The 26,240-nt window shown below is 51.2% G+C and carries 16 protein-coding genes; 7 read left to right on the top strand and 9 right to left on the bottom strand.

Going from position 1 to position 26,240, the window contains the following annotated elements; all coding sequences use genetic code 11:
• Positions 1 to 88 precede the first annotated feature (88 nt).
• The 4 genes from FGI41_RS13955 to FGI41_RS13940 all read right to left on the bottom strand — a co-directional run bounded on the left by FGI41_RS13955 (position 89) and on the right by FGI41_RS13940 (position 10,721).
• On the bottom strand, positions 89 to 742 hold the full coding sequence (locus FGI41_RS13955; RefSeq protein ID WP_139490931.1) for a glycoside hydrolase domain-containing protein: 654 nt from the start codon (positions 740 to 742) through the stop codon (positions 89 to 91).
• A gap of 162 nt (positions 743 to 904) precedes the next feature.
• A complete protein-coding gene (locus FGI41_RS13950) occupies positions 905 to 2,293 on the bottom strand; it encodes an NHL domain-containing protein (RefSeq protein ID WP_139490929.1) in 1,389 nt (462 codons plus the stop codon).
• A 29-nt stretch (positions 2,294 to 2,322) separates the two neighbouring features.
• Complete coding sequence (locus FGI41_RS13945; protein ID WP_176560272.1) at positions 2,323 to 8,898, bottom strand: immunoglobulin-like domain-containing protein; 6,576 nt, start codon at positions 8,896 to 8,898, stop codon at positions 2,323 to 2,325.
• A 17-nt stretch (positions 8,899 to 8,915) separates the two neighbouring features.
• Positions 8,916 to 10,721 (bottom strand): CHASE2 domain-containing protein, encoded by a 1,806-nt coding sequence (locus FGI41_RS13940; protein WP_139490925.1) that lies wholly within the window; start codon positions 10,719 to 10,721, stop codon positions 8,916 to 8,918.
• A 184-nt stretch (positions 10,722 to 10,905) separates the two neighbouring features.
• Between FGI41_RS13940 and FGI41_RS13935 the strand changes: the two genes are divergently transcribed.
• Positions 10,906 to 11,700, top strand: coding sequence for an MBL fold metallo-hydrolase (locus tag FGI41_RS13935; RefSeq protein ID WP_139490923.1), 795 nt, complete (start codon positions 10,906 to 10,908; stop codon positions 11,698 to 11,700).
• Between the two features lie 20 nt (positions 11,701 to 11,720).
• On the top strand, positions 11,721 to 12,848 hold the full coding sequence (locus FGI41_RS13930) for an HD domain-containing phosphohydrolase (protein WP_139490922.1): 1,128 nt from the start codon (positions 11,721 to 11,723) through the stop codon (positions 12,846 to 12,848).
• A 177-nt stretch (positions 12,849 to 13,025) separates the two neighbouring features.
• Here FGI41_RS13930 and FGI41_RS13925 read toward each other — a convergent pair whose 3' ends face one another.
• Complete coding sequence (locus FGI41_RS13925) at positions 13,026 to 14,408, bottom strand: APC family permease (RefSeq protein WP_255298464.1); 1,383 nt, start codon at positions 14,406 to 14,408, stop codon at positions 13,026 to 13,028.
• Positions 14,409 to 14,579: 171 nt separating this feature from the next.
• Here FGI41_RS13925 and fliB point away from each other — a divergent pair, with 171 nt between their 5' ends.
• Together fliB and FGI41_RS13915 are read left to right on the top strand one after the other, a co-directional pair.
• On the top strand, positions 14,580 to 15,776 hold the full coding sequence (fliB, locus tag FGI41_RS13920; protein WP_139490920.1) for a flagellin lysine-N-methylase: 1,197 nt from the start codon (positions 14,580 to 14,582) through the stop codon (positions 15,774 to 15,776).
• 345 nt (positions 15,777 to 16,121) lie between these two features.
• Positions 16,122 to 16,853, top strand: a complete 732-nt coding sequence (locus FGI41_RS13915) for an HD domain-containing protein (RefSeq protein ID WP_139490918.1) — start codon at positions 16,122 to 16,124, stop codon at positions 16,851 to 16,853.
• A gap of 131 nt (positions 16,854 to 16,984) precedes the next feature.
• Here the strand turns inward: FGI41_RS13915 and bcaP (FGI41_RS13910) are convergent, their stop codons facing one another.
• Both bcaP (FGI41_RS13910) and bcaP (FGI41_RS13905) read right to left on the bottom strand, forming a co-directional pair.
• Complete coding sequence (gene bcaP / locus FGI41_RS13910) at positions 16,985 to 18,379, bottom strand: branched-chain amino acid transporter BcaP (protein ID WP_139490916.1); 1,395 nt, start codon at positions 18,377 to 18,379, stop codon at positions 16,985 to 16,987.
• Positions 18,380 to 18,829: 450 nt separating this feature from the next.
• A complete protein-coding gene (gene bcaP / locus FGI41_RS13905; RefSeq protein WP_139490914.1) occupies positions 18,830 to 20,221 on the bottom strand; it encodes a branched-chain amino acid transporter BcaP in 1,392 nt (463 codons plus the stop codon).
• A gap of 181 nt (positions 20,222 to 20,402) precedes the next feature.
• Here bcaP (FGI41_RS13905) and FGI41_RS13900 point away from each other — a divergent pair, with 181 nt between their 5' ends.
• Positions 20,403 to 21,230, top strand: coding sequence for a halocarboxylic acid dehydrogenase DehI family protein (locus FGI41_RS13900; protein WP_139490912.1), 828 nt, complete (start codon positions 20,403 to 20,405; stop codon positions 21,228 to 21,230).
• 116 nt (positions 21,231 to 21,346) lie between these two features.
• Here the strand turns inward: FGI41_RS13900 and FGI41_RS13895 are convergent, their stop codons facing one another.
• Together FGI41_RS13895 and FGI41_RS13890 are read right to left on the bottom strand one after the other, a co-directional pair.
• Entirely contained in the window at positions 21,347 to 21,967 is a 621-nt protein-coding gene (locus FGI41_RS13895) for an adaptor protein MecA (RefSeq protein ID WP_139490910.1), read from the bottom strand.
• A 338-nt stretch (positions 21,968 to 22,305) separates the two neighbouring features.
• Complete coding sequence (locus tag FGI41_RS13890; RefSeq protein ID WP_139490908.1) at positions 22,306 to 22,836, bottom strand: hypothetical protein; 531 nt, start codon at positions 22,834 to 22,836, stop codon at positions 22,306 to 22,308.
• A 275-nt stretch (positions 22,837 to 23,111) separates the two neighbouring features.
• Between FGI41_RS13890 and FGI41_RS13885 the strand changes: the two genes are divergently transcribed.
• Positions 23,112 to 24,899, top strand: coding sequence for an extracellular catalytic domain type 1 short-chain-length polyhydroxyalkanoate depolymerase (locus FGI41_RS13885; RefSeq protein WP_255298463.1), 1,788 nt, complete (start codon positions 23,112 to 23,114; stop codon positions 24,897 to 24,899).
• A 112-nt stretch (positions 24,900 to 25,011) separates the two neighbouring features.
• A complete protein-coding gene (locus tag FGI41_RS13880; RefSeq protein WP_139490906.1) occupies positions 25,012 to 26,229 on the top strand; it encodes an ATP-grasp domain-containing protein in 1,218 nt (405 codons plus the stop codon).
• Positions 26,230 to 26,240: the final 11 nt, after the last annotated feature.

Raw genomic sequence — 26,240 nt, 5'->3', positions numbered from 1 at the left:
TACCGCCCGATGCCGATGGATTTCGCGGGGTTTTTGATGTTGCGCGCCTCTCACACTTCCCTTGTCGATCCGGTGCTTCCCTGCTAACTCAGACCCACAGCTTCCGGTACAAATCTTCCGTAATCAGGTTCGTGTCGATCGGACACAGCGGGGCGCTCTCACCGTATTGCCAGCCGTAGACATTGGCCGCACAGGTTGGTTTGGCTGGATTGAACGCTGGTGCGTCCCCTCTTCTGCTTGCTCCTGTGCGCGGTTCACTGCTCCAGATGATGGCTTGCTGGCGGACGCGCGGATTGCCTGCGGCGGCTGTACAATAGGCGAAGTTAAACGGACCCTGCCTCGGGTTGGCATAGAAGCCCGGGGTATAAACAGACGGGAAAAAAGCGTCGACCCATCCGCGCAGCCATGCCGCATCAGCGCGGAACCATTTTTCGATGTTGGCAAAGATCGTGACGCCTTGGGGGATTTGCAGCACCCGAGCGCGGGCGATCGCTTGGCGGGCGATGAGCTGACCCTGGTTGTATCCGATCGCCCCACGGAAATTGTTGTAAATCGGCAGGATCTTAATCCCACGCTGACGCAGGAATTGGATCTCCTGTGGGGTCAGCCCGTCATTGACGCCGGGAATCGTACGCATGTACCGCCCCCAGTATGCTGGTTTCCCATAGTTCTGTACGACGCAGTTGTAGAGCTGTTCATTGACAGCTTGGGCCGAATCGACTCCCCAGTACGTTTGGACCACAGCAGCTACTCCCTTCTTTTTCGAAAAACAGGGTGTTCCCCCATCAGCGTATTCGGCTCACTCTGGAACGATCACTGACCGGGTCAGAAATTGGAAAAGCTCCGCTGCATGGTTACGTGCAGGGAGCTTTTTTCGTTGTGAGCAGCCACTATGGCCTGTTATCTACTGCTGCTTGGGTTCCGGTTTGGCGGTCAAGACGGCGAGACGGTAGCGGTTGATCCAGCTGACATCCATCTGCAGGAGGTCTTCGAGCTGGCGCAGCTTGACGATGGAACGGTTTCCGCTGATTTTGACATCGGCGGGCTGCAGTGTTTTTTGATAAGTGCCTTTGGTGAGGGTGATCACCTTGGTGGCGGTATCGTAGGTCACCTGGAATTGCAGCGCTTCGGCGATCTCACGCAGCGGTACATAAGTGGAGCCTTCGATGATGCTCGGCTTGGTTTTGAGCAGAAGCGGCTTGGTGCCGATGACGACGCGGACATCGCTTGGATGGGTCAGATTCGGCAGGTTGATCGGCTGAAGCTGGCGGATTGCACGGTTCCAACGGTCGGCAACGAGCAGGCTGCCATCCTCGGTGACGATGACATCGGTCGGGCCATCCAGCGTGGCTTCCACTCCCCAGCTGTCCACCTTGCCATTCTGCGGGCTTCCGGCGATGGTGGTGACGTTGCCTTGCGGGCTGATGGCACGGATGCTGTTGTTCCAAGTATCGGCGACATAGATGGTACCGTTCTTGGCGACAGTCAGACCGAGCGGTGAGTTGAATTTTGCTTGGCTGGCTTTGCCGTCCTGATAGCCGCCTTGGATGTAGCGGCCTTCGATTTTTTCCGTACCGGAGCCTGCAAGCGTGGTGACCGTGCCGTCTGGGGTGATCTGGCGAATGCGTTGGTTGCCTGTGTCAGCCACGTAGAGCTTGCCTGTAGCATCGAAAGCAATTGACGTCGGCTCGTTAAAGCGGGCGGCGCCTCCTTTGCCCTCTTGGTAGCCTCCGATCAACCAGCCGTCAGCATCTTTTTCTGTGCCGCCCCCGGCGATAGTGGTGACCGTTCCGGCGGCGTCCATTTTGCGGATGCGATGATTGAGCGTATCTGCCACATACAAGGAGCCGTCCGGGCCAAAGGTCAAGTCACTCGGTTGGTGAAACTGTGCAGAAGCAGCAGGGCCGTCAGCGAAGCCACCCTCTCCACTTCCCGCGAAGACCGTGATCTGACCATCTGGTGTCACCTTGCGAATCTGGTTGTGCTCACTGTCGGCGACGTAGAGGTTGCCTGTGCTGTCGATGGCGATGCCTTTTGGCTGCAGCAGGGCTGTGGTGTCGGTGGTCAACTGTTGACTGGGTTGTTGGAGGGAGGAAAGCACGCCAAGGGTATGGGTGCCTTCCTCGCTGTAGTAGATGCGGCCTTGGGAGTACCCGAGACCATAGATTTGTGTACTCACGTCGGTCTGACTGACATGGTAGAGCATCTCGGCAGAGGCTGTCGCGTTGCCGGCTAACGGGAGCAGACTGGCGAGCAGCAGGGTTTTGCAAAAGAGATGGGCTGTTCGTTTCATGATTGCTCCTCTCGGGTTGGGTTAGTTGATCAGATCGAAATAAGACTCAGAACTTTCACGTTAAATGTCTTGGTAACGGTGCTGTCTCCCAACTGAATCGTAGCTGTCAGAGTCACATTAACGTCAAGCAGGGCATGACGGATGACGATGCCGCCAATGGAGATGATCCCATCATCCGAGGATTCCCAAGTGATTGTCGATCCGTAGTGTCCTGTCAGTGGCAGTTCGAGATTCTCAAATACGGCATCCAGATTCACAGGAATCGTGAGTGCATTCTTCGCTTCTTCAATCGCTTCTGCTTCCGTGACAGGTTTGACGGTCAGGTAAAATTCCTTGGTCATCCCTGCGGTTCCCCGTGTGAGGAATGCTTTCAGTAAGACAGGCACATCGGATTGACCATAGGCCGGACGGAAGATGTGACCTGCGCTGTCCATGCCAGTCGGCTCGGTTGAGTACCAAGTGATGCTGGTACCTGCCTCCCCTGTGCTTGGCAGATAGACATCCTGGGTGACACTATCTGCTGTGTCGCTTCCGTTAAAATCAATCTCCAGCATCGAATGTGCATCGTTCAGGCTATCCGTGTCATCTGAGCTGGATGGTTCGATCATAAGCTCTTTGGTGGCCGCAGTCGTATCAGCACTGGTTGCGGCGCGCCATGAGATATTGTTCGGGGTCGCATCATGTACCACATTGCTGATGGTCACGGTAAAGGACTCATTCGCTCCGATCGAGACCGTCGGCGGCACTAGAATCGATAAGCTGTATGGATCGCGTCCGACATCAGCAGTAACGCCGTTGACCTGTGCCCTTACATCTTCACGGAAATAATCACCTGAGACCAGCTCGACAACGATCGAGGAACCCGACTCCAACTCACCTGTAGAGCTGGTTGTAAGCCCCAGTGTGTAGTCGGAGAATGCGGTTGTATAAGGGTTGCTTGCGGACAGGGAGTCAAATGTCACAGAGTCAGAATCATCCGGTGGCCCCGCTTCTGTGACAGTGATATCCCCCTCCCAGGAATGTCCCTCATAAGACCCATGGATCAAGGCCGTACCCGAAGCGATTCCGGTCACGACGCCATTAGCATCTACCGTGGCAATCTCAGGTGAGTCACTGGTCCAGACAACCTCACTGCTGTTGACTGGTTCGTTCGATTCATTTGCCAGCATTTTGTGAAGCTGAAGCTGCTTGGTCTCCCCTACGGTCACCTCGATTGGGTATTCAGGGTTATAGAGGTAGAGAATCGGCAGCTCACCACCATCTGCCTCGATGAAGAGCGGAGTGCTGTATTCCTCAACCTCAATCGGACCTTCCAGCACTTTGAGAGTCAGTACAGCATAGCCGCTTACTCCCGGAGCCAGATCTCCGAAGGTGATAGTCCCAAAATCAGCATAGGACAATTCTTTTGAATAAACCTGCCCATCCGCCTGAAGGGCCGCTTTTGCCAGTACGTCGGTGTCCTGTGGTGTGGTGAGTGTCAGATGGTTCATGTAACCATCCATGACGTAAATGTCAGAGAAACGATCGAGTGGGTCGCTCGGATTCACGTTATATGGAATGGTTGACGCGGTGGTATCCGGCGTAATCGCAGTGTTCGCCACGTGGCCCGCGATGTTGCCGCCTGGGTACCAATCAGCATGGATGGCAAAATCGGTATCCATGTTCATCACGAACAGTTCCTGAAGGCTGGCATAGCTTTTTTGGAACCGGTATTGGTAGCCGTCCTCTGATCTGTAGTAGGCATTGAATGTTGGATAGTATCCATCAGAGATGAACAGCTTGTCGAAGGTGACCCCTTCCAATGAGAGGACATACGGCTGGCGGAATTGATTCCGGTAGAACGGAAGAACTTCCACTCCTCCCAGTGTCATTGGCACACCGCTCGTATTGTTCAGGTTCAATGTTACTTCAGCCAGTTCTGCTTGAGTGATCTCGATGGTTGGATGCGTGCTGTCGATCACTCCGCCGAGTTTGTATACCTGATACGCATTGGAATCGGTATGGAATCCAGCGTGGACATTGTAAGTCCCTGCTGGAACCTTGGTACCTGCCGGGATCAGCAGCTCCGTCTTGGCGTAGCCTGCCGCATCTGGAATGTTGACCGAGTAATGACTGGTGACGACCGTTCCGCTGTCACCCTCGACGCTCAATGCGAACGGCAGATAGGTCTCATCCACTTCAAAAACAACCGGACTGGCCAATGCAGTCACATCCACATCACGGTGGAACAGATATCCATTAGTCAGGATGGCTGTATGGAAGGTAGTCACCTCTAGGCTGTTCCATGCACTGCGGTCGACTCTCACGTGCACTTCGCCATTCTCCAGAGTCGTCACAGCAGCTCCTGGGAGCGTGTCATAATCTCCGCTGTCATTTTTATACGTCACGTTGATGTCGGCTTGGTTTGTGAGCGCTGGTGTGCCTTTGATCACGAACCATGCTTCATTCTCCGGCACCTCGATGTTGTATGGATAGACAGCCTCGTTCTGTGTACCGATGGTGTGGCCTGCTTTGTCTTTGACATGCTGGACTACGACCGTCAGCTTCTGCAGTTCCCCCATTGAGGACATAGATGGAATCGTCAGGGTGACCTGTGTCAGATCGGAAGAGATACCGACATCGTTCGCATCCGCTGTCATACTTCCGTTTGCTCCCTGAATGGTAACCGAATAGTTCGTTGCAGGGAGCGCGGTTGTCTCATCGACTGGCTCGGAGTAGGTCAGCTTCACATGCGTATCGTCGATGACCGTAAGCTGTCTGTTCACACTTGGACGGAGCAGGTCGATCATTCCCGATTTCGGTTCGGAGCGATCTTCGCCTTGGTAACCGATGATCTCGTAGGCATAATTGGCTTCTGCCAGCACCGGGGTGGTGTAGGTGAAGGTATCGTTTTCGGTATACACAAGCTCATAGCTGGTGTGGCCGCCGGTGGTGAGTGCGATTTCTACTTTCTGCGTGTTGGTGGTCGTCCCTGTGAAGGTGACCGTGCCGTCCATATTGGTTAGAACCTCTGTGGTCTCGATCACAGGCAGTCCCTGCGGTGGTGGCAGTTCACCGTCTTCCACCACGACAATCGTAGAATACGGGAAGACCGGAATCGGCCCTTGTTCCATCAGCAATCTAAGCCTGATTAATCCATTCACATCTGCTAACACATCGGCCAGCTTCACTTGGCTGTAATCAAAGCCACGAAGATCGCGGCTGAATCTGTCTTCGGTCTCGGTCATGATCTCAACAGAACCATTCAGCATACCGCCCTCTGGCTCGGTCATCCGAATCAGATTGTGTCCGTATTCGTCCTGAATCGCCAGTACCTCTGCGAAATTCCCCAGTGGTACATCCGGATTGAGACGAAGCCCGAATTCGAGCAGGTCTGGTAAGTTGATGCCGTTGCGCCACTTCGCGACGACACGGAGATGATTACTCAGCGAGATCGTCTGATTCTGGTTAGCGAGCAGGTCTGGCACGCTATAGGTATAGCGGTAGCCTTCCTCGGTTTGGTAGCTGAGCAAGAGGTCATCATAAGCATTTTTGCTCAGATAAAGCTTGCTGTACTCGCCACCCTCTGCATACGTCTCGTACGTTCTGCTGAAATGATGGGTCTCCGGCAGGGCAGCCACCCCATCTAGCGTGAATGGAACCTCTGCCCAATTGGTCATATCCAGCGTCACTTCCGCCATTTCCGCTGCGTACACATTCAACAGAGGATGACTGCTGTCAATCACCGCACCGATTTTATAGAGCTGGTAGAGCGCATTGGCTGTTTTTGCATTGATTTGCAGATTATACGCTCCTGGCTGTACACGGACCCCGAATGGCACGGTCAGACCGACTGTCGAGTAGCCTTGGGTATCCACTGCATACAGGCCGATTTTTTGGAAGCTGAGTGTATTGCCTGCCTGCGCGATCTGAATATGGAGCGGAACATAGGTCGCGTCTGCGGTAAATACGACTGGTTCATTCAGCTCCGCTGCTGACAGTACCCGTGTGAACACATATCCATTGGTTGTAATCATCACGTGATAACGGTCAGCGCTGATGGTCGGATTCTCCAGACGGATATGCACCTCTCCCGCCTCTACGCTGGTATGGTAGTTGAGCGGAATCGGTTCGTAGCCGATCGAGCCAGCAGGTTGGTAAGCAAGCTCAATCGAGGCGTTCCCATCTGTGGCTGGCGTACCTTTGATGACAAAATCAATCTCTGTCTCATCAGCAGGCTTGGTGTAGATCGCTTTGTTTTGGCCAACAGTGATTGAGTTGCCTGCCACATCCTTGACACCCTGCACCGTGACGGTGACGGTTGTGCCGCCCATGATTGCGGCCAGTGACGGGATCGTCAGGAGGACACCATTGCCATTGGCGTCAAGCACCGCTGCACTTGGGTGACCACTGAGGCCGCCTGTACCGCCGAGTGTATAGTTGACAGCCGTCTCGGCGGAGGCCTTGTCGAGTGTTTCATTAAAAGTAAGCTTGAGATGCGTATCGTCGATGGCGGTCATGATGCCATGGACAATCGGTGCTGTCAGGTCAACCACACCTGTTTTGGGCTTGGAGCGGGTTGTTCCTTTGACCGCTTCAATTTTGTAGCTCCAGTTGCCTGATTGAAGTGTGGCAGAAGTGAAGGTAAAGCTGCCATTCACCACTTGGACGGTATGGCTTACTTCTGTTCCTCCGTTGATCAGGGTGATGATGACCGCCTCAGAGTCGCTGGCTGTACCGCTGATCGTCACGGTCTTGTCTGGGGCAACATCTACATCTACCGTCTCCACGGTAGGCTCCTGCACAGGTGGCTGTGTAGGCGGAGCCGCTACAACCAGACGGGCTGTTGCCGTTTTGTCGCCGAGAGTGGCTGTGACGGTGGTGGAGCCTGCTGCCAGACCACGTGCTCCCCCACTCTGTGAGATAGTCGCTACAGACGGGTCAGCCACGCTCCAGCTTGCCTCGCGGGTGACATCCTGCTGGGTCTCATCTGAATAGGTGGCGCTCACCCGCAGGGAGGTGCCCTCCCCAATTAGCATCGTTGCTTCTTGCGGGCTGATGCTGAGGCCCTTCACCGTTACTTCCGGTGCATGCACGTTGATAGTGGCCGTCGCTTGCAGACCCTGATATACAGCGGTCACCGTGGTGGACTTGCCCGCTTTTTTCGCGGTGACCACACCTGCCTTGGACACATTCGCCACTTCCGGGTCGGAGACGGACCAGCGTGCTTGATTGGTTACATCTTTTTCCGTGCCGTTCGGGTGAGTGAGCGTCAGGCTGAAGGCTTGCTGCTCACCCCGTTGAAGGGTCGCTTGGTTCGGACTGATCGAGAGTCGCTGCACCACTTCTTGGATCGTGATGGTCTTGCTTGCGAGTTTATTCTGGTACAGAGCGGTGACAGTCACCTGACCCGCTTTATTGGCTTGCAAAACTCCATTTGGACTGATCGTGGCAATCTCGGAATTGGAGGTGCTCCATGTCGCCCGATTCGATACTTCTTGGCTCGTGCCATCGCTGAATGCCGCAACAGCGGAGAACACTTCTCTATCGCCTGTGTTCAGTACAGATCGGGAAGAGTTGACAAGGAGTCCTGTGATGGTTGGACGTTCACTTCCGCCGCCACCACCGCCTCCTCCTCCCCCGCCGCTGTTACCGCCGCCCCCCGAACCGCCATTGCCGGGTGGAGTGGCTGGTGGTTGGGTTCCCGGAGGAGTGGTCGTCGGCACTTGGGCTGGTGGTGTGACACCAGGTGGATTTGGATTGTTTTTCAGATGCTCTTGAATCTTCGTACTGACATCCTTAACTACTTGTGAAAAGTCAGGCGGTACAGGAATCTGCGGGTCTTTCTTTTTCGCCTCGTTAACGAAAGCTTCGGCCTGTTCCAAAAACTTGTTGGCAAGCCCTTTGCCCGTACCAACCGGCGCTTGGTTGTTTTTGATTTCATAGACGGCCTGAATAATATCTTGCGTCGCCGCAGGCAGGATGCCCGGATCGATCTGTTGCACCAGTTGGTTGGCATTGATCACAGATCCTTGGATACCGCTTGCGTTGGCCTGCACGGTCTGATCGGCTATGACCAACGACTGATTCTGTGGTGTCGACGGCTTGGCGACACTTACCGCGCCTTCTGTCACCCACAGGCCGGATTGTTTTTGTTCTGCTTTGACAAATAAAAGCGTTCCGCGAATCCCCATCACGGCAGTGGGTGTTTCGTACTTATAATTATCGTTGGCGTTGGTGATTCCTTGGACTTTGGACCAGACTTGGCCGTTGACCACCTTGATCGATGTATCCTTGCCGCCTTTCTGATTGGTGGCAAGATTGCTGATCAGGATCGTCGAGTTGCTTCCTACATTGACTTTGCTGCCATTGTCCAGCGTCAGTGTACCACTGCCGTCTGCACCTGTGGTCAGCGTGTCGCCTTTGACCAGTGCCATGTTGAGAAACGCTTTGAACGGCTTCTGCCCGCCAGCCTTTTTCACATTGACAGTGCCCTTCAGGCTGGTCAGCTTGGCGACCCTCGTCGTATCTGCAGCGGCAGCCAGCCCCGGCGCGATGCTCGTGATTAGCATCGCGCAGATGAGCAGAAGCAGAGTCACAGGCCGCATCATGAATGATCGCGACAACTCCATCCCCTCTTTCCTTATTTTTCTCCTTGCACTTGGTACACCATGACGGGTTTCTCTTTCCCCTTGACCTTGATCTCGCCCAGTTCCTCAATCTCGAACAGGTCTTTGACCAGGTCATAGGTGGACTGGCTGATCAGAATTTGTCCCGCTTTGGAGTTGGATTCCAGGCGGGCGGCCATGTTGACGGTGTCACCGATTGCGGTATAGTCAAGCCTGTTCTTGGAGCCGATGTTACCGATGACCGCGTCACCTGTATTGATTCCGATCCCAAATGAGACCGAGTACCCGTAAGTCTGATTCAATCTCTCTGCCAATTCGGCTGACCCGCGCTTCATCGCAAGTGCGGCACGAACCGCCATCTCTGCATGATTTTCAATCGTATGGGGCGCACCAAAAATACTCATGATGCCGTCCCCGATAAACTTATCCAGTGTCCCTTCATGGGCAAACACCGCGCGCGTCCCAAGGTCGAGGTATTCATTGAGCACCCCGATCACTTCTTCTGGCTCGATCTGCTCAGACAGCGTAGTGAAGCCCCTGATGTCGACGAACATGATGCTGACGTGTTTGCGTGTACCACCCAGGCTCTGTGCCGCTTCGGATGCAAGCAGCTCATCTACCACCTGTTGGGACACATAACGGCTGAACAATGAGGTCACACGGTTGCGCTCACGGCGCTCACTCACATAACGGCTGACCACGGACCAGACATAGACACTGACAATCGCCATCGTCGGATACGTAAACGGCAGCAGAAGCTTCCCGTAGACAAACACACCGATCACGAAGAGTGTATAGCCAATCATCAACCCGGCAAATAAAAAGAAGGAACCTTTTGCCGACAGTCTCTGCATCAGCCAGTACGGTACGGTGATCAAGAGGGCGATGATCAGCCAGCCAATCCATCCGCTCTCCCCTTCAGCCACGGTATAGAACGCACCTTCCACCAACGCCTGAATCATGTTGGCATGAATCTCGACCCCATACATTTTGGTCGTACTGCTCATCGGTGTCAGGTATTGGTCACCAAGGCTCAGAGAATAAGGCCCGATCAGCACCAGCTTATCTTGAAAATAAGCACGCATCGCATCCGGGTCCATATTGTACACATCAAAGTACGATACCGGGCCGAATTCCCCCGGCAGCTGGGCATAGCTGAAGTAGACCTGGTTGCGACCATTGGTGACGAGCGCCTGGTCACCTCGCTTCCAGACTCCATCGGCATAGCTGATCTGCTGATCTGGTGTCAGCAGCATGTTAGCCATCCGCACATCGACGGCAGGCATCAATGTCTGCCCCTCGATGGGCACTCCCAAGAGAATCTGCCGCACGACTTCGCCACGGTCCGGCAACACATTGATGTGTGCATGCTGCTCTTCAGTGAGGGAGTAGATCGGCGCAAGGATGCTTTTATATTGAAGCCCGTTCTCCACATCCTGCCTCTCTTCAAACAAAAACGCGCTCGGAATGATCACATGGGGCCGATCCTGGATCGCTTGTTGCATGCGTTCATCCTCTGCGCTGTCTTCCGAAGGCTCTGAAAATAATAAATCAAGAAAAATACCTTTTGCCCCGGCCTCGGTCAGCCGATCCACCAGATCTGCATGCATCGACCTTGGCCACGGCCATCGCCCCATATTCTCCAGGCTCGTCTCATCCACGCCAATTACCGCGATCTGCGAGTCTGCTGCCCGCACCTCTCTGGTCATTTGATCGTAGTACGTATTCTCCATCATATGGAAGGTGTTGAACTGAAACATCATTCCAATGACCAGAACGAGCAGGACGGGGGTCAAAAGCTTACGGGCCAAACGAATCATCCTCACTCCCCCATTTGATCTAAAAAAGTAGTTTTTCGAACATTACATATTATACAGGAGATTGGAATTTAATCGGAATTTTTTATCGAAAATTTTTCTTCCACAGGCAGATATGACCTAGACAGTTTGGTACAATAGCCATAGAGTTATGGATACATAAACCAACAGGCGTCTACCAAATGAGGTGAAACCATTGATCGTCACGCCACTGGGGATCGGGGGAGCCTTCTCCGACCGTTTTTTTCATAATAACTACCTGTTTCAACTGGGGGACCACAATCTGTTGCTGGATGCCGGGACCACCCTGCGATACAGCCTGAAGGAAGCCGGATTCCACCACACGCAAGTCGATTCTATCTTCATCACTCATTTTCATTCTGATCATGTGGGCGGGCTGGAGGAGCTGCTCCTGCGCTGTTATTGGAATTTTTCAGACGGGAAGCACAAGCCGTACAGACCCATGCTAATCATGATGGAGTCCCAAGAGGAACTGTTTACCCAGGTGCTGCGTGCCGGCTTATGCACCAGTGGGCTTGATCTTTCCGATTATTGTGAGATACGGATCATCCCCAACACCAGCGCCCGTGAGTATACCTGTACGATTAACGATTATGAGCTGACGATGATTGATACGAGCGATCTTCACTGCATTGATATGCACAGCTTTGCCCTCAAGATTACCAACCTCAGCAGCGGGCGCAATCTGCTGTTCACCAGTGACATCAAGCATATCGAACAAAGCTCACTGAGGGATCACATCAATTCACAGACCGTCGCGATTTTTCATGATTTGGAGCCTTCCTCCGAAAAGAATGCTGTGCATGCGAGTCTGAAGCAGGTGCTCAACTACTATCCACCCTCTGTCTACCATAAAATCTATGCCATGCATGTCCCTGATCAGATCGAACGCTTTGAGGGCGAATTGTCCGAACACGGGATAAAACTCCTCCAGCAATCAAAGCCCCTAACCTTCTCCTAAGAAAACTTGGAGGTGAAACCATGGTCATGCAACAGACCATCAAAGATGATTTGACACCCGAGCAGACACTGAAAGTCATCTTTTCCTACGCAGCCAAAATCGCATCCGAGAAGCAACTCGATCGGCTGTTGATGCTGATGGCCGACATGGGGCGTGAACTGATCAGTGCTGATCGTTGCACCCTGTGGATTCTGGATCAAAAGAACAATGAATTATGGACACGGGTCGCCCACGGTGTCGATGAAATCCGTGTTCCCGCGCAAAAAGGCGTGGTCGGCTACTCCGTCCAGAACCATGCGCCCGTCTACATCGATGACGCCTATCAGGACCCCCGCTTCAATCAAGAGGTGGACCGTCAGACTGGCTACCGCACCAAGTCCATCATCTGCATCCCGTTTGAGAATAGCGAAGGTCAGATCATGGGCGCATACCAAGCGATTAACAAGCGTACCTCAAGCGGCGTCTTCACCCAGAAGGACTTGGAATACCTCACCCTCGCCGCCTCCTACACCGGTAAATCTCTCGAAGCGGCGATGCTCTCCAATGAGATCGAAGAGACGCAGAAAGAGATTATTTTTAGCATGGGTGAAATCGGTGAAACCCGCTCCAAGGAAACAGGCAACCACGTCAAGCGCGTCGCCGAGTATTCCTACCTGCTGGCCCGTCATATCGGCATGTCCGATGAGGAGGCAGAGCTGTTACGGATCGTCTCCCCTATGCACGATATCGGCAAAGTCGCAATCCCTGACTCGGTGCTCAACAAGGCAGGCAAGCTGACCGATGAAGAATATGACATCATGAAGCGCCATACCATCATCGGCTACAACCTGCTCAAGAACTCCCACCGCCACATCATGCGGGCCGCCGCCGTCGTCGCCCACGAACACCACGAAAAATGGAACGGTACCGGCTACCCACGGGGAATCGCCGGAGATGACATCCATATCTATGCGCGGATTACAGCGGTAGCCGACGTATTTGATGCACTCGGCAGCGAACGGGTCTACAAGCCGGCCTGGCAGCTGGATCGGATTTTGGACTTTTTCCAGGAAGAGAGCGGCCGTCACTTTGACCCTGTGCTTGTGGATGCGTTCTTGGAGAATCTGGATGAGTTTTTGATGATCCGGGATTCGTATCGGGATCTATAGACGTAAGATTGTACGAATGTAGACAATCGGATATACACAAGTGATGATATCGTCATATGTCTTACCCCAAGCGTTCATTAATAAGTAATAAGGAAAAGACCCTTTCTGGATAACCCCTCCTCTCCCCTTCTTTTGGTGAAGGTGATTTGGCTATCCAAAAGGGTCTTTTATTGTGAATTACAGATCGAATTTACCCGGTAAACGCTTGAACCCGCCAGTCGTCGCAGCGAGGAACAGAGCGCCGATAACGAGCCAGCCAATACCTACCATCTTGCCGATTGTATCCATACCGTATAAGATATAACCGCAGACAATCAATCCGATCAGCGGGAAAAGCAGGTTGGTGATCAGCCCCATGCCTGTGCGTTCTTTCCGTTTGATGAAGTACTCGGTAAATACAGACAGGTTGACGCAGATGAAGCCGACGAGTGCACCGAATACGGTGATGAGGAACAAGGTGTTGAGATCAATCAGGATGGAACCGATATATCCGAGCACACCCATCACGAGGATGGCATACATCGGTGTTTTGTGTTTCGGGTGCAGGATGGCCAGGAAACCAGGCAGCACACGGTCACGGCCCATTCCGAACAGAACACGCGATGCAGAAGCCTGACCCGCCAGTGCGGTGGAAATACCAGAGATGGCGATAACCAAAGTAACGATGGTCGCCAAGAACGGCCCGCCAACTGCTGTCGCCACTTCGAAGAACGCCGTGTCTGGAGACTGGAAGGAGTTGAAATCAGGAATCACCAGGATAGCAAAGTATACCTGCGGGATGAACACAAGAGTAGTTGCCACGCAAGAGAGAACCGCTGCACGACCGATTGTTTTGCCTGTTACGCTGGAGTCTTCGGCCATCGTGGTAACGGCGTCAAACCCGAGATAGGACAAGACCGCAATCGATGTTCCGGCAATCAGCGCATCCCATGAGAAGGTCATTTCATTATAGATGCCTTGCAGAGCGAAGACTTGCCCCACCCCTACTCCATTGGACAGTGCCACGATCGCATAGCCGACGAACAGTACGATACTGGCCAGCATGACGATCATCATCCAGAAGTTAAATCGGGAGCTGAGCTGTGATCCGTAGTAGTTGATGACGGTAACCGGCAGGACGAACAGCAGCAGCATCGCCCACATCGGGATTCCGGGGATCAGTTCCCCCATGAACAGCGCTCCGGTTTTGTACAGGATCATCGGGATCAGCATATAGTCTAAGAGAATCGCCCATCCAGATAAGAAACCAAGATAAGGGTGGATGGCTTTCGCCGTATACGCGTAAGTTGATCCTGCAGAAGGATAAGCCGATGCCATTTTGCCGTAAGAATAAGCAGTAAAGATCATTGCAACTAAACCAAATAGGTAGGCGAGCACGGCATGCCCTTGTGAACCTTGAACCAACGAACCGTATAAAATCTGTGCTGCGACGGGAGACATGAACACCATGCCGAAAATGACGAGATCTCTAGTTGTTAAAACTCGTTGAAGCTCTTTTTGCTCTGGGACTGAAGACATTACTTGAGGTCCGGCACCAACCACGTTCAAGTTTGTTTCCATAAAGCAAAAGCCCCCCTTCACTATTTTGAACTTTTTTAACAAAGTTACTTGGCAACATATTATCATTTCCTTGACGGGCTTTCATTTGTTTCTTTTAATAATATGAATTTTGATAAGTTTGATCTACTACTTTCGTATGATAAAGTAGGGAGGTCGAATGGAGGAGGTAGTATGCCTAGACTAAATCTTGTCCCTGAATATATGAAAAATTTCTCATGTACGGGTTCTGCCTGTGAGGATACCTGCTGTTTCGGCTGGACGGTGCCGATCGATAAAAAAACGTTCGATAAGTACAAGACTCTCAAGGATAAGAAGCTCAAAACCCGTATTTACAAATCTCTTCGCCGTAATAAAATGGAAACCTCTTTTTCCGAATATGCCACGATTAAAATGGGACATGACGGCTATTGTCCTCATTTAAATCAGGATAAATTATGCTCACTCCAACTAAAATTAGGAGAACGTTTCCTCTCACACGTCTGTTCTACCTATCCCCGCGAATATAATGTCGTCTTCGGGGACTATGAATTGTCAGGGGCGATCTCCTGTCCAGAGGTAGCGAGGCTTGCTTTGCTTAACCCGGATGGGATGAAATTTGAGAAAACAGATGAAAAGATCAACACGTCTTTCTACGACCGTCAGCTTGAGGACGAAAGCTTGGCTGAGCATTTCTATCCGCTCCGTGAATTTGTCATCGAGCTATTGCAGAACCGCACTTATACCATTCCGGAGCGTCTGCTTCTCGTCGGCGTCTTCATCCGCAAGCTCTCTGCTGTCATTGAGCTGGAAGAGATGGATGAGATCCCAGACATCATCGCTTCCTTCAAAGAAGAGCTTCAAGGAGGCTCGGTACTTGAAGCTCTTGCCGATCTACCTGTCCGTACTGAAGCACAATTCGTCATCCTGCAGACCCTCACTTCAGACTATGTAAATAAGTGGAAAACGGAAGTGAGTCCTCGTTATTTTCAGTATTATAGGCAGATCAACGAGGTGATCAGCGGATCTGTCGACAGATATCAGGAAGCTTATGCGAAGTATTATGCACCTTATATGGAACAGCATGAGTATCTGATGGAGAACTATCTGGTCAACTACACCTTTACACGACTCTTCCCGTTCATGATGTCATCAGATGTATGGGATGACTACGTGGGGATGGTGCTTCACTACGCTCTGGTCAAAATGCATCTGATCGGGGTTTCCGCCTATTATCAAAAGCTGGATCACGAGCTTGCAATCAACATGATCTACTCCTACTCCCGTCTGTATGAGCACAATTCCAGCTATTTTGAATGGGCATTGGAAGAGTTGAAAAAAGACGAGTTTGATACGATGGAGTTTATGGTTTATTTGATTAAGAATGAATAGATGATTTTTTTAGTAGCCCCCTGTCTCCCGGTTTTGGTTCGGGAGAAGGGGGCTTTACGCGCTTTTCCCACTGGTATAAATCCGCGAGGATGCAGGGACTGGCCGCCCGGAAAAAAGCACGGGGAACTGGAAGCAACAAAGGGTTATTCGAAGATGTATTCAAGGTTGCATCCAAAAGCGTGTTCCCCGTGCTGTTTTCCGGGCTGGGTGGGATTTATAAAGGTGGGGGAAGCGCGTAAAGCCCCCTTCTCCCTGCCAGCTGTTGGGTGTAGACTGGTGGTAGAATCAAAATCAAAAGGGAAAAAGATAGAAAAGCAAATTCTCCATACAAAGGAGTACAACGACATGACATACACGCCAAATTCAAATTCAAGCCCAAATCAAAATCAAAAACCATCTCCCACCCCAGATTCCAGCCAATCCCCCCAAGACCGTATCATCTCCCAAACCATCGAACACGTCCGCTCCCTTTTTCTAGGCGAAGGCTCTGGACATGACTGGTGGCACATTGAGCGTGTCTGGAAAAATGCGTTGCTGATCGCAGAGCAGGAAAAAGACGTGGATTTGTTTGTCGTGCAGCTGGCGGCGCTTTTGCATGATATTGCGGATTACAAGTTCCATGGTGGAGACGATACCAAAGGGCCACAGGTTGCCCGTGAATGGTTGGAATCGCTTGGCGTTGCGGAGGAGACGATTGGACATGTCTCTGGGATTATCGCCAATCTGTCGTTTAAAGGGGCAGGTACAGAGGTTGCAGCTTTGACGCGGGAGGGTATGGTCGTGCAGGATGCTGACCGTCTGGATGCGATTGGCGCGATCGGGGTGGCCCGTACCTTTGCCTATGGCGGACATGTGGGACAGGAGATGTATAACCCCACTCTCTCCCCTGTCATGCACCAGTCTTTTGATGAATATAAGAATGCACGGACGACGACAGTCAACCACTTTTATGAAAAGCTGCTGCTGCTCAAAGACCGGATGAATCTGCCAGCCTCCAAGCGGATTGCCGGAGAGCGGCACGCGTTTATGGAGCGGTTTTTGGAGCAATTCTATGCAGAGTGGAACGGCAAGGCATAACTCAAAAAGAGTCTTCGGCAGGATCTTTACGATCCACCGAAGACTCTTTGGCTTTGTAGCTGTTGTTTGGTTATTCAGTAATACATTTTCGCTTTTATGCAAGTCAGTATTTGTGCATACAAGGACGTATGTTACTGTTGTTTGTTCAATCCGCTGTTACGGTAGCCGTATACGAAGTAGATGACAAGTCCGATCACGAGCCATACACCGAAGCCGATCCAAGTCGTGCTTGGCAACTGTGCAGTCAGATATCCGCAAGAGAGGATGGCCAGGATCGGAATCACAGGTACGAATGGTACGCGGAAGGAACGCTTCAGGTCCGGCTGGGTTTTACGCATGACGATAACCCCGACAGATACCACGATGAAGGCAAACAGAGTACCGATGCTGGTCAGTTCAGCCAGCTTGTTCAATGGTACAACACCCGCGAAGAACATGACGAACGATGCGGTAATCCAAGAGTTAACGACAGGTGTCTGTGTTTTTTCATTGACTCGTGAGAAAACTTTTGGCAGAAGACCGTCACGGCTGATCGCGTAGAACAGACGGCTTTGGCCATAAAGCATAACGAGAAGAACCGTGGTAATCCCTGTAATCGCTCCCAACGAAATGAAGCCAGCAACCCAGTCTTGGTGAATATATTGCAGGGCAAACGCTACCGGGTTTTTTACACCGAGTTGGTCATACGGAACGATACCGGTGAGAACGAGGGAAACGATGATGTAGAGAATCGTACACACAGCGAGGGATGTGATAATCCCGATTGGCATGTCCTTTTGCGGATTGCGTACTTCTTCCGCAGCGGTGGATACCGCGTCAAAACCGATGTAGGCGAAGAAAACGGTTGCAGCACCAGTCGCTACACCAGAGAAACCGAATGGCATGAACGGTGTCCAGTTTTCAGGCTTCACATAGAAGACACCCACCACAATGAACAGAATAACAACCGCTACCTTGATCAGAACCATGATGGTATTGAAAGCAGCAGACTTCTTGACACCACGGGTCAGCAAGAGCGTGATCAACAGGACAATCAAAATCGCCGGCAAGTCGATATAAGTTCCTTTGGCCGGGTCATACGCACTCGTCAGTGCAGTTGGGATATGCACACCAAAGCCGGTAAGCAAGCCTTGGAAATAGCCGGACCAGCCACTCGCTACCGCAGAGGCAGCGATCCCGTATTCTAATATCAAATCCCATCCGAGAATCCAAGCCAACAGTTCCCCGAATGTGGCATAGCTATAAGTATAAGCGCTTCCAGAAACCGGTACGGTAGAAGCAAATTCAGCGTAGCACAATGCTGCAAACACACAAGCCAGTCCAGATAGGATGAAGGAAAGAACAAGTGCAGGACCCGCATGTTCCGCAGCAGCCACCCCTGTTAAAACGAAAATACCTGTACCGATAATGGCCCCAATCCCGAGCATCGTTAAATCAAACGCGCCCAGCTCTTTTTTCAAAGAAGCGCCTTTATTTTCTGATGATTGAATCAACTCCGTAATCGACTTTTTCCTGAATAGGTTCATAGCCTCTCCTCCGCTTTCGAAATTATTTTACTTTTTAGATTGTCGATTGATGTCGCAACCCAACGTGAAAATTCTATTACAATTCATTTTGATCGTAAAGTATAAAATATTTTTTATTAAGATTTTTATTCGTTTTTATTAAACAATATTAAGATATATTAAAAGATTAATGAGTTGTCCATATGAATACCTCCACATTTTTACCTATATTTTACCTGAAAATATAACATATTGGAATACAGCCATGTTCCTACAATCAGGTTTATTTTATTAGGATTTATCGGCAGTTTTATCTTTCGCTCTTTCACCTCTTTTGATTCATCCCAAAAAATGTCCGGGAAACAAAAAGAGTTTTCGGTTGGTCTATCGGGACACCGAAAACTCTTTCATAAACGAATATTTGTTTATTCATATGCAAGATTAATTATTTGCACATACAACCAGACACGCTTATTTTCGATTCAATCCACTGTTGCGGTAGCCATATACCATATAAATAACAAGTCCGATCACAAGCCAAACCCCAAATCCGATCCAAGTCGTGCTTGGCAGCTGTGCGGTCAGATACCCGCAAGAGAGAATTGCGAGGATTGGGATGAGAGGTACGAGTGGCACACGGAAGGCACGTTTTAAGTCTGGCTGGGTTTTGCGCATGACGATGACCCCGACGGATACGAGGATGAAGGCGAACAGGGTACCGATACTGGTCAGGTCTGCCAGCTTATTCAACGGCACGACACCCGCGAAGAACATGACAAACGCTGCTGTGATCCATGAGTTGAGAACCGGTGTCTGTGTTTTTTCATTCACGCGTGAGAATACTTTTGGCAGAAGACCGTCACGGCTGATCGCGTAGAACAGACGGCTTTGACCATAGAGAAACACAAGAAGAACCGTCGTGATCCCTGCAATCGCCCCCAAAGAGATGAAGCCGGCCACCCAATCCTGGTGGATGTATTGCAGTGCAAACGCTACCGGGTTTTTCACACCAAGCAGATCATACGGTACGATACCGGTAAGAATCAAAGATACGATGATATAGAGCAGTGTACATACGGCAAGAGATGCGATAATCCCAATCGGCATGTCCTTCTGAGGATTACGGACTTCCTCTGCTGCGGTTGATACCGCGTCAAAACCGATATAAGCGAAGAATACAGTGGCTGCACCTGTCGCTACCCCTGAGAAACCAAACGGCATGAATGGTGACCAGTTCTCCGGCTTCACATAGAAAGCACCCACCGCAATAAACAGAACGACAACCGCTATTTTGATTAAAACCATGATGGTATTGAACTTAGCAGACTTCTTGACACCACGGTTCAATAAGAGCGTAATCAGGAAGACGATCACAATCGCCGGCACGTCGATATAGGTACCTTTTGCCGGGTCATATGCACTGGTCAGAGCAGTCGGCAGATGCACACCCAAGCCACCGATCAGCCCTTGGAAATAACCGGACCAACCGCTTGCTACCGCTGAGGCTGCTACACCGTACTCCAGAATCAAGTCCCAGCCAAGAATCCAAGCCAGCAGTTCCCCGAAGGTCGCATAGCTATAGGTATAAGCACTTCCCGATACAGGAACCGTAGAGGCGAATTCAGCATAGCACAAGGCTGCAAACACGCAGGCCAATCCAGATAAGACAAACGAAAGCACCAGTGCAGGCCCCGCATGGTGAGCAGCCGCCACCCCTGTCAACACGAAAATACCTGTACCGATGATGGCTCCGATCCCGAGCATCGTCAGATCAAATGCACCCAGGTCTTTTTTTAGGGAAGCGCCTTTATTTTCAGATGATTGGATTAATTCAACAATCGACTTCTTCCTGAATAGATTCATAGCTTCTCCTCACTTTCGAAATTGTTCTACTTTTTCGTGTATCAATTGTCGGTGCAACACAATGACAGATTCTATTACAATTACATACTCTCGTAAAGCATAAAATCTTTTTTATTAAAAGACTTTTTCTTCACATGCTAGCATACAATAGACAGTTGGAAATTTGAGGGGGGTATGCGAAATGCTTGACCGCTATGGCGTCCCTGAGATTTTGCCCGAAGATGCACAAGGCCAGCTGGCAGGTCTCTATCAGGATATTCAGTTTGTCCTAAAAGTACCTGTGGTTCCTTTTCTGTTTCGATCCTTAGCACTTTTTGACCGATTCTTGATAACGGCTTGGGAGCAGGTAAGAGGCAACATGTTGACGGTTCACATGGAGCAAGCAGCAAAATCGCTTCGCCACCCCCCTCTCGACTGGCAGGTACCCGGCTCCGATTGGGGGAGTCATTACGACTCGGAGACATTGGATCAGCTCCGGCGTACCTTGTCGGCTTTTCAATATGTGAATCCGAAGCTGCTGTTGATCACAAGCGCGTGGGCGGAGAGTCTTGGCAACCGTCCGATATTAGGAACAGGTTATGCAATCGGTTCCATCCCACCTGGTTTGTTTCCTGGAAATACCGAGATCCCCCTGATGCATCCGACCAAAGCCCCAGACAGGATCAGAGAGCTGCTGGAAGATATAGCAGGAACCCATCATGCTTTTGATATCGCGTGTGATTACCGGGCCTTGGCGTACTATCCTGAATTTCTCGGCACCAGCTGGGATCATCTCAAGCCTTACGTGCAGACCCCGGAATATCAGCTTCAGCACAGCAGGCTGCTCACCGAGTCGATCCGTCTGGCCCATACGATGCCCTATCCGGTGACGATTAGCCAAGAGGAGCTTGCGTCTTGCTTCACACCACAGCAGATCGCCGGGATTATCGGGATGGTCTCGCTGTGTCAGCATGTATTGCCCGGCTTGATCATCGACACCGAATTTTTCCGAAGGATGCTTCGCTGTTAACTCCCTTCCACTCTGGACAAATAATAAAAGCGGTGTTTCCCCTTCGATCGCAAGTAGAGCGACCGGGTGGAAACACCGCTTTTTGTGTCCATGACCGTATGACCGACGATGGTTCGTTACGCAAAATGGCTCACCAACTGGGCAAGCGCTTTCTCAGACAGGATGACGCGTCCGTATTCGGCAAGCACATGGCTGGTTACCTTGGTCGGACGTGCATATTCATGAAGCACCGCCATGACATCCTCAAAATCAATGTCATCAGCAAAATCCTGTTTGGAGATATAAAGAATATATTTATTCTGATAATGATACAGGGCGGTCGAAGGCATCTCTAGATAACGCAGGCGCTGTGCCACTGTAATCACATCTTCGAAATCAGCAAACATGAAGCACTTGTCTTCCTCATCCAACTCAACGATGATGTCTGGGTCCTCCTCTGTCTCCTCAGAAGCCGTGATCGTCAGCGAAATGCGGTCCGCCTCATTCTCATCCTCTTCCGGCTTGGCTGTCACCAGAATATACGTACCTTCATCTGGAACATACGTGGCTTCCGTGACAATCGGATGATCAATCTCAAAGTCATGTGTGCTCAAGGCAAACATCAGCACCTCATCGACGATCTCATTTAAGATCTCGACATTCTGTGCATAGTTGACTGAGTTGAATCCACGTTTGGAGAGCTCCTCCATGTTGACGAACAGTGAAATACGATGTTGATCAATGATCTCAATTTTCATAGACGATACCCTCTTTCCTAATACGGTGTAAGCATACAGGGAAACCAGTGAAGTGATAGTGAATAACCGCAGAGAGATGGCGGGTCATGTACTGAGGGGTTACCTTACAATATATTTTATTTTATGCGGACAATCAATGGATAAATGCAGGAAATTGCACATAAAAAAACACCCGCGCAGGTACGGGTGTCTTCATACAGGAAAAAACGCCTTTTCCTAGGGAAAATAACGGTCTGGGATTTCTAAGTATCCCTTCAATTGGTTAAGCACCGATTGCAGTGCGCTTCTTGCTTTGTCAAAGAGCGTTTGCAGATCTGGCCCTCCTGATCCTCGGAGGCTTAGTCTGGAAGCACCGGAGCCGGGTCATGCTCAAAATCGCTGTTGGTGGTGGATGGGGTCTTACCTTGCGGCTGAACCTGATGCTCCAGACCCTGGCTTAACGACATGAGGTCTGAGTTGAACTGATCCAGGCAATCAAGGAGTTTGCGCGACTGGCGAAACGTCTGCAAGGCATCATACGCTGTGGCATTCATGCCTGGCTGAGCGAAGGCGCTGGCACCCTCAAATTCATCTTTTTGCTGACCGAGGCTGTCGCGGTACGTTTGCAGGGGAGCCTCTTCTGCCTGCAGGATATCATTGTGCGCTTGCTGAATCGCCATCCGCATGTCCGTGATCTGTTGTCGGAGCTGATCCACCTGCTGACGGTTCGGATTCATGCCGGACAGCTGCGGGAGCATTTGGCTGACATCGTTGGCGACGGACAGGATCGGTGCGGCGTATGGTTGGTTGGAGCCGGACAGCATCTGATTGAGCTGGGTTGCATTTTGTTCCAGACTAGTCATCACATTCAACATACCAAACTGTTCCATATTGGATGGTCCCTCTTTTCCGTCCTGTGATGTAGGTGTGATTCATGCTTCCATCTCAGTCTGCTAATTTTAGGGAAAAATTATTCAACAGAAAAAACGCGCCGGTTGCTTGTCGAAAAATAATAAGACATGTCGCATTTTATTACGGGATAACGTCTCACGAGAGCGACATTCCGGCATGGCAGGCGATCATCTTACCATTTTTCACAGTTGGTATGAAAATTGCATTCTGTTAAGAGGAAAATCAATTCTATCTAATGAAGGAGTGACCGTACATGAATGCGATGAAAAAATGGCTGTCCTGCCTGGTCGTACTGGGCTTGATGGTGACGCTGATTCCGTATGCCTCCGCAGCAGGAAGCTTCACCGCAAAAACGTATAACGGGCGTACCTACAAGCTGTACGTACCGGATGGCTATGTAGCTGGAACCCCAATCCCGCTTGTGGTCATGCTGCACGGCTGTACGCAAGACCCTGATCAGTTTTCGGCTGGGACACAAATGAATGCGCTTGCAGAAACCGAAAAATTCCTCGTGATGTATCCTGAGCAGACCTCATCGGCCAACTCCAACAAATGCTGGAACTGGTTCGAGTCCGCCCATCAATCACGCGGGAGCGGTGAGCCTGCACTGATCGCTGGCATGGTGGATCAAGTAAAGAGCCAGTACAGCGTCGATGCCAACAAAGTATATGTAGGCGGCTTGTCCGCTGGTGCTGGGATGTCTGTGATCATGGGCGTAACCTACCCTGACGTATTCGCAGCGGTTGCTGTCGGTGCCGGACTGGAATACAAAGCAGCGACAAGCATGACGAATGCTTTCACCGCAATGAACAGCGGCGGTCCAGACCCAATCAATCAAGGTAACCTCGCTTATACTGCGATGGGAGCATACAAGCGCGTCGTCCCTGTCGTCGTCTTCCACGGTACGTCCGACTATACCGTCTATCCAGTCAATGGCGACCAGGTCATCGCGCAATGGGCGCAAACCAATGACAGAGCATCTGATGGTGCAGACGACAACAACATCGACGCGACAGCAGATGCGACGATCAACGGCTCTGTATCCGGTGGACGTACTTATAAGGAATATGTCTATAAAGATAGCGCGTCCGGACTTGTTATCATGAAAAAATATATCGTCGACGGAATGGGGCATGCCTGGTCCGGTGGCAGCACCGCAGGCTCTTATACCGACCCGCAAGGCCCGAATGCTACCCAACTGAGCTGGCAGTTCTTCCAAGAGCATCCGCTCAACGGCACTGGCGGCGGCGGTGGTGGCGATACCGATACAACAGCACCTGTGACAACCGCTTCTCCAGCAGGCGGCACATACACCAGCGCAGTCTCTGTCAGCCTCACTGCGAATGAAAACGCTACCACCTACTACACAACCAATGGCACCACCCCAACTACAGGCTCCACAAGCTACACCGGACCGATCTCCATCAGCACCAACACGACGCTCAAATACTTCAGTGTCGACACCGCCGGCAATGCCGAAGCCGTGAAGACGCAGACCTATACGATCAGCGCAGGCTCGGGTACCGGTACCACGTTCAAATCGATCGGCACTGAAGATGGCTTCGCTGGTCAACTGCTCGCAGACGGCAGCAGCTCCACTGTACAAAAAGCAGGTGACAAGGGCATGTATAACCTCGACACCTACCGCACCATCCTCTCCTTTGACACCAGCGCTCTGCCTGACACAGCGACCATCACTTCGGCGAAGCTGCGTATCTACCGCAAGTCACTGTCTGGCAGTGTCAGCAATCTGCAAGTCGATGTCAAAACCGGCTACTTCGGCACCAGCCGCAGTGTAGAGCAAGGCGATTTCAACTCCACTGCCACCTCTGCTAAAGTGGCTACCCTGACTGTCCCATCCGCCAACAATGCCTACACCGAGGTCTCCCTGTCCACGGCAGCCCTGTCTGCGATCAACAAGACCGGTGTCACCCAATTCCGTCTGAATGCGGTGACCACAACTGATGCAGTCTCTGACGTTCTGGAAATCTATGGTGGAGAGAACGCAGGCTATGAACCACAACTGATTCTTACCTATTAGAAATGTACGCTTTGCCCCCATCCGAACACCCATACATCTTGGCTCATTGTTTAATAAGATAACAGTAGGCAAGTACTCACCAACCACTACGTTAAGATGGGGAGCGCAGGGTATGGAAACCATTGTTTTTCTGGAAACTCAAAAATCAGGGTCAAGCAGGGAAGCAATAAGGGCGGCAGAACGCCTCGGTTACTTTACCGTAGTGTTTACTGCTCGCCCGTCTTTTGTCAAGGGACGTACTCAATTTCCAGATGTCCATCTTATGCGGCTGACGAATCTTGAAGATATCGACAGCCTGCGTCAGGACATCCGACGCTTGCAAAGGAACGGGTTACAAGTAAGAGCCATTGTCAGCTTTGTTGATCCACACTGCCCGACAGCTGCCATGTTGTCCGAAGAATGGGGACTGTACTCGTTTACACGGGAAGCGATGAATGTCATGTCCGATAAGATTCGTTCCCGTCAAGCACTTGAGAACACCCCCTATACCCCGTACTACATGGTCTATGCGAATCAGCCTGTCACTTCTTTTCTCTCCGATCTGAAGGCCAATCTCCCGCTCATGGTCAAGTCGCCTCAGTCTACAGGGTCCAAAGACGTACTGAAGGCCGAAACACAGGATCAACTGATCCGCTCAATCGGCACGCTGAAGCGCAAGTATCCCGACACCAAGATATTGATCGAAGAATTTCTGGATGGACCCCAGTATTTGGTAGAAACATTGGTGTTCGACGGTGAGGTGCATATCGTCGCGATCTTCAAACAAGACATCGTGAAGAAAAAACGCTTCATCGTGATGGGTTATAATCTGCTCCTCGACCTTCCCGACTCGATCCACCAAAGTATCCGCGAAGCGACCGAGACGATTATCCGACTGCATGGGTTGGTACGGGGTCCTTGCCACCTGGAATTACGCTGGGTGCGGGATCAGTGGAAGCTGATTGAGATGAACCCCCGGATCTCGGGTGGTGCGATGAACCAGATTATCGAGCAAGGCTTTGGTATCAATCTGGTGGAACAGACCTTGCGTCTGGCTCTGGGTCAAAAACCGGATCTGACTAGGAAATTCGAACGACCTGTTTTTACAAGATATGTAACTGTGGCTAAGGAAGGTACCCTGCAACGGGTCACCGGCAAGAAAAAAGCTCAGAAAAGTCATGGAGTGCTCGATGTCTACATCAAGCCGAAAAAGGGAACTCTGCTGACCCCGCCTCTCTCGATGGGTCATCGGTATGGCTATGTGATGGCCACCGGAAGTACCAGTGCTGAGGCAGAGAATAATGCCAATGCGGCGGCGAAGCTGATACGGTTTGTGCTTGATTCGAAGTAGAGGATAAGAAT

This window comes from Brevibacillus dissolubilis, assembly GCF_006170445.1.
In the GTDB taxonomy this organism is placed as follows: Bacteria; Bacillota; Bacilli; order Brevibacillales; family Brevibacillaceae; genus Brevibacillus_B; species Brevibacillus_B dissolubilis.
The sequence above is the reverse complement of the archived record's forward strand: the minus strand, read 5'-3'. Positions and strand labels throughout refer to the sequence as shown.

Bases quoted from the DNA above. Each gene is read 5' to 3' on its own strand.
- FGI41_RS13950 (WP_139490929.1), bottom strand. From the start codon at position 2,293: ATGAAACGAACAGCCCATCTCTTTTGCAAAACCCTGCTGCTCGCCAGT.
- FGI41_RS13940 (WP_139490925.1), bottom strand. From the start codon at position 10,721: ATGATTCGTTTGGCCCGTAAGCTTTTGACCCCCGTCCTGCTCGTTCTG.
- FGI41_RS13930 (WP_139490922.1), top strand. From the start codon at position 11,721: ATGGTCATGCAACAGACCATCAAAGATGATTTGACACCCGAGCAGACA.
- FGI41_RS13925 (WP_255298464.1), bottom strand. From the start codon at position 14,408: ATGGAAACAAACTTGAACGTGGTTGGTGCCGGACCTCAAGTAATGTCT.
- fliB (WP_139490920.1), top strand. From the start codon at position 14,580: ATGCCTAGACTAAATCTTGTCCCTGAATATATGAAAAATTTCTCATGT.
- FGI41_RS13915 (WP_139490918.1), top strand. From the start codon at position 16,122: ATGACATACACGCCAAATTCAAATTCAAGCCCAAATCAAAATCAAAAA.
- bcaP (WP_139490916.1), bottom strand. From the start codon at position 18,379: ATGAACCTATTCAGGAAAAAGTCGATTACGGAGTTGATTCAATCATCA.
- bcaP (WP_139490914.1), bottom strand. From the start codon at position 20,221: ATGAATCTATTCAGGAAGAAGTCGATTGTTGAATTAATCCAATCATCT.
- FGI41_RS13900 (WP_139490912.1), top strand. From the start codon at position 20,403: ATGCTTGACCGCTATGGCGTCCCTGAGATTTTGCCCGAAGATGCACAA.
- FGI41_RS13895 (WP_139490910.1), bottom strand. From the start codon at position 21,967: ATGAAAATTGAGATCATTGATCAACATCGTATTTCACTGTTCGTCAAC.
- FGI41_RS13890 (WP_139490908.1), bottom strand. From the start codon at position 22,836: ATGGAACAGTTTGGTATGTTGAATGTGATGACTAGTCTGGAACAAAAT.
- FGI41_RS13885 (WP_255298463.1), top strand. From the start codon at position 23,112: ATGAATGCGATGAAAAAATGGCTGTCCTGCCTGGTCGTACTGGGCTTG.
- FGI41_RS13880 (WP_139490906.1), top strand. From the start codon at position 25,012: ATGGAAACCATTGTTTTTCTGGAAACTCAAAAATCAGGGTCAAGCAGG.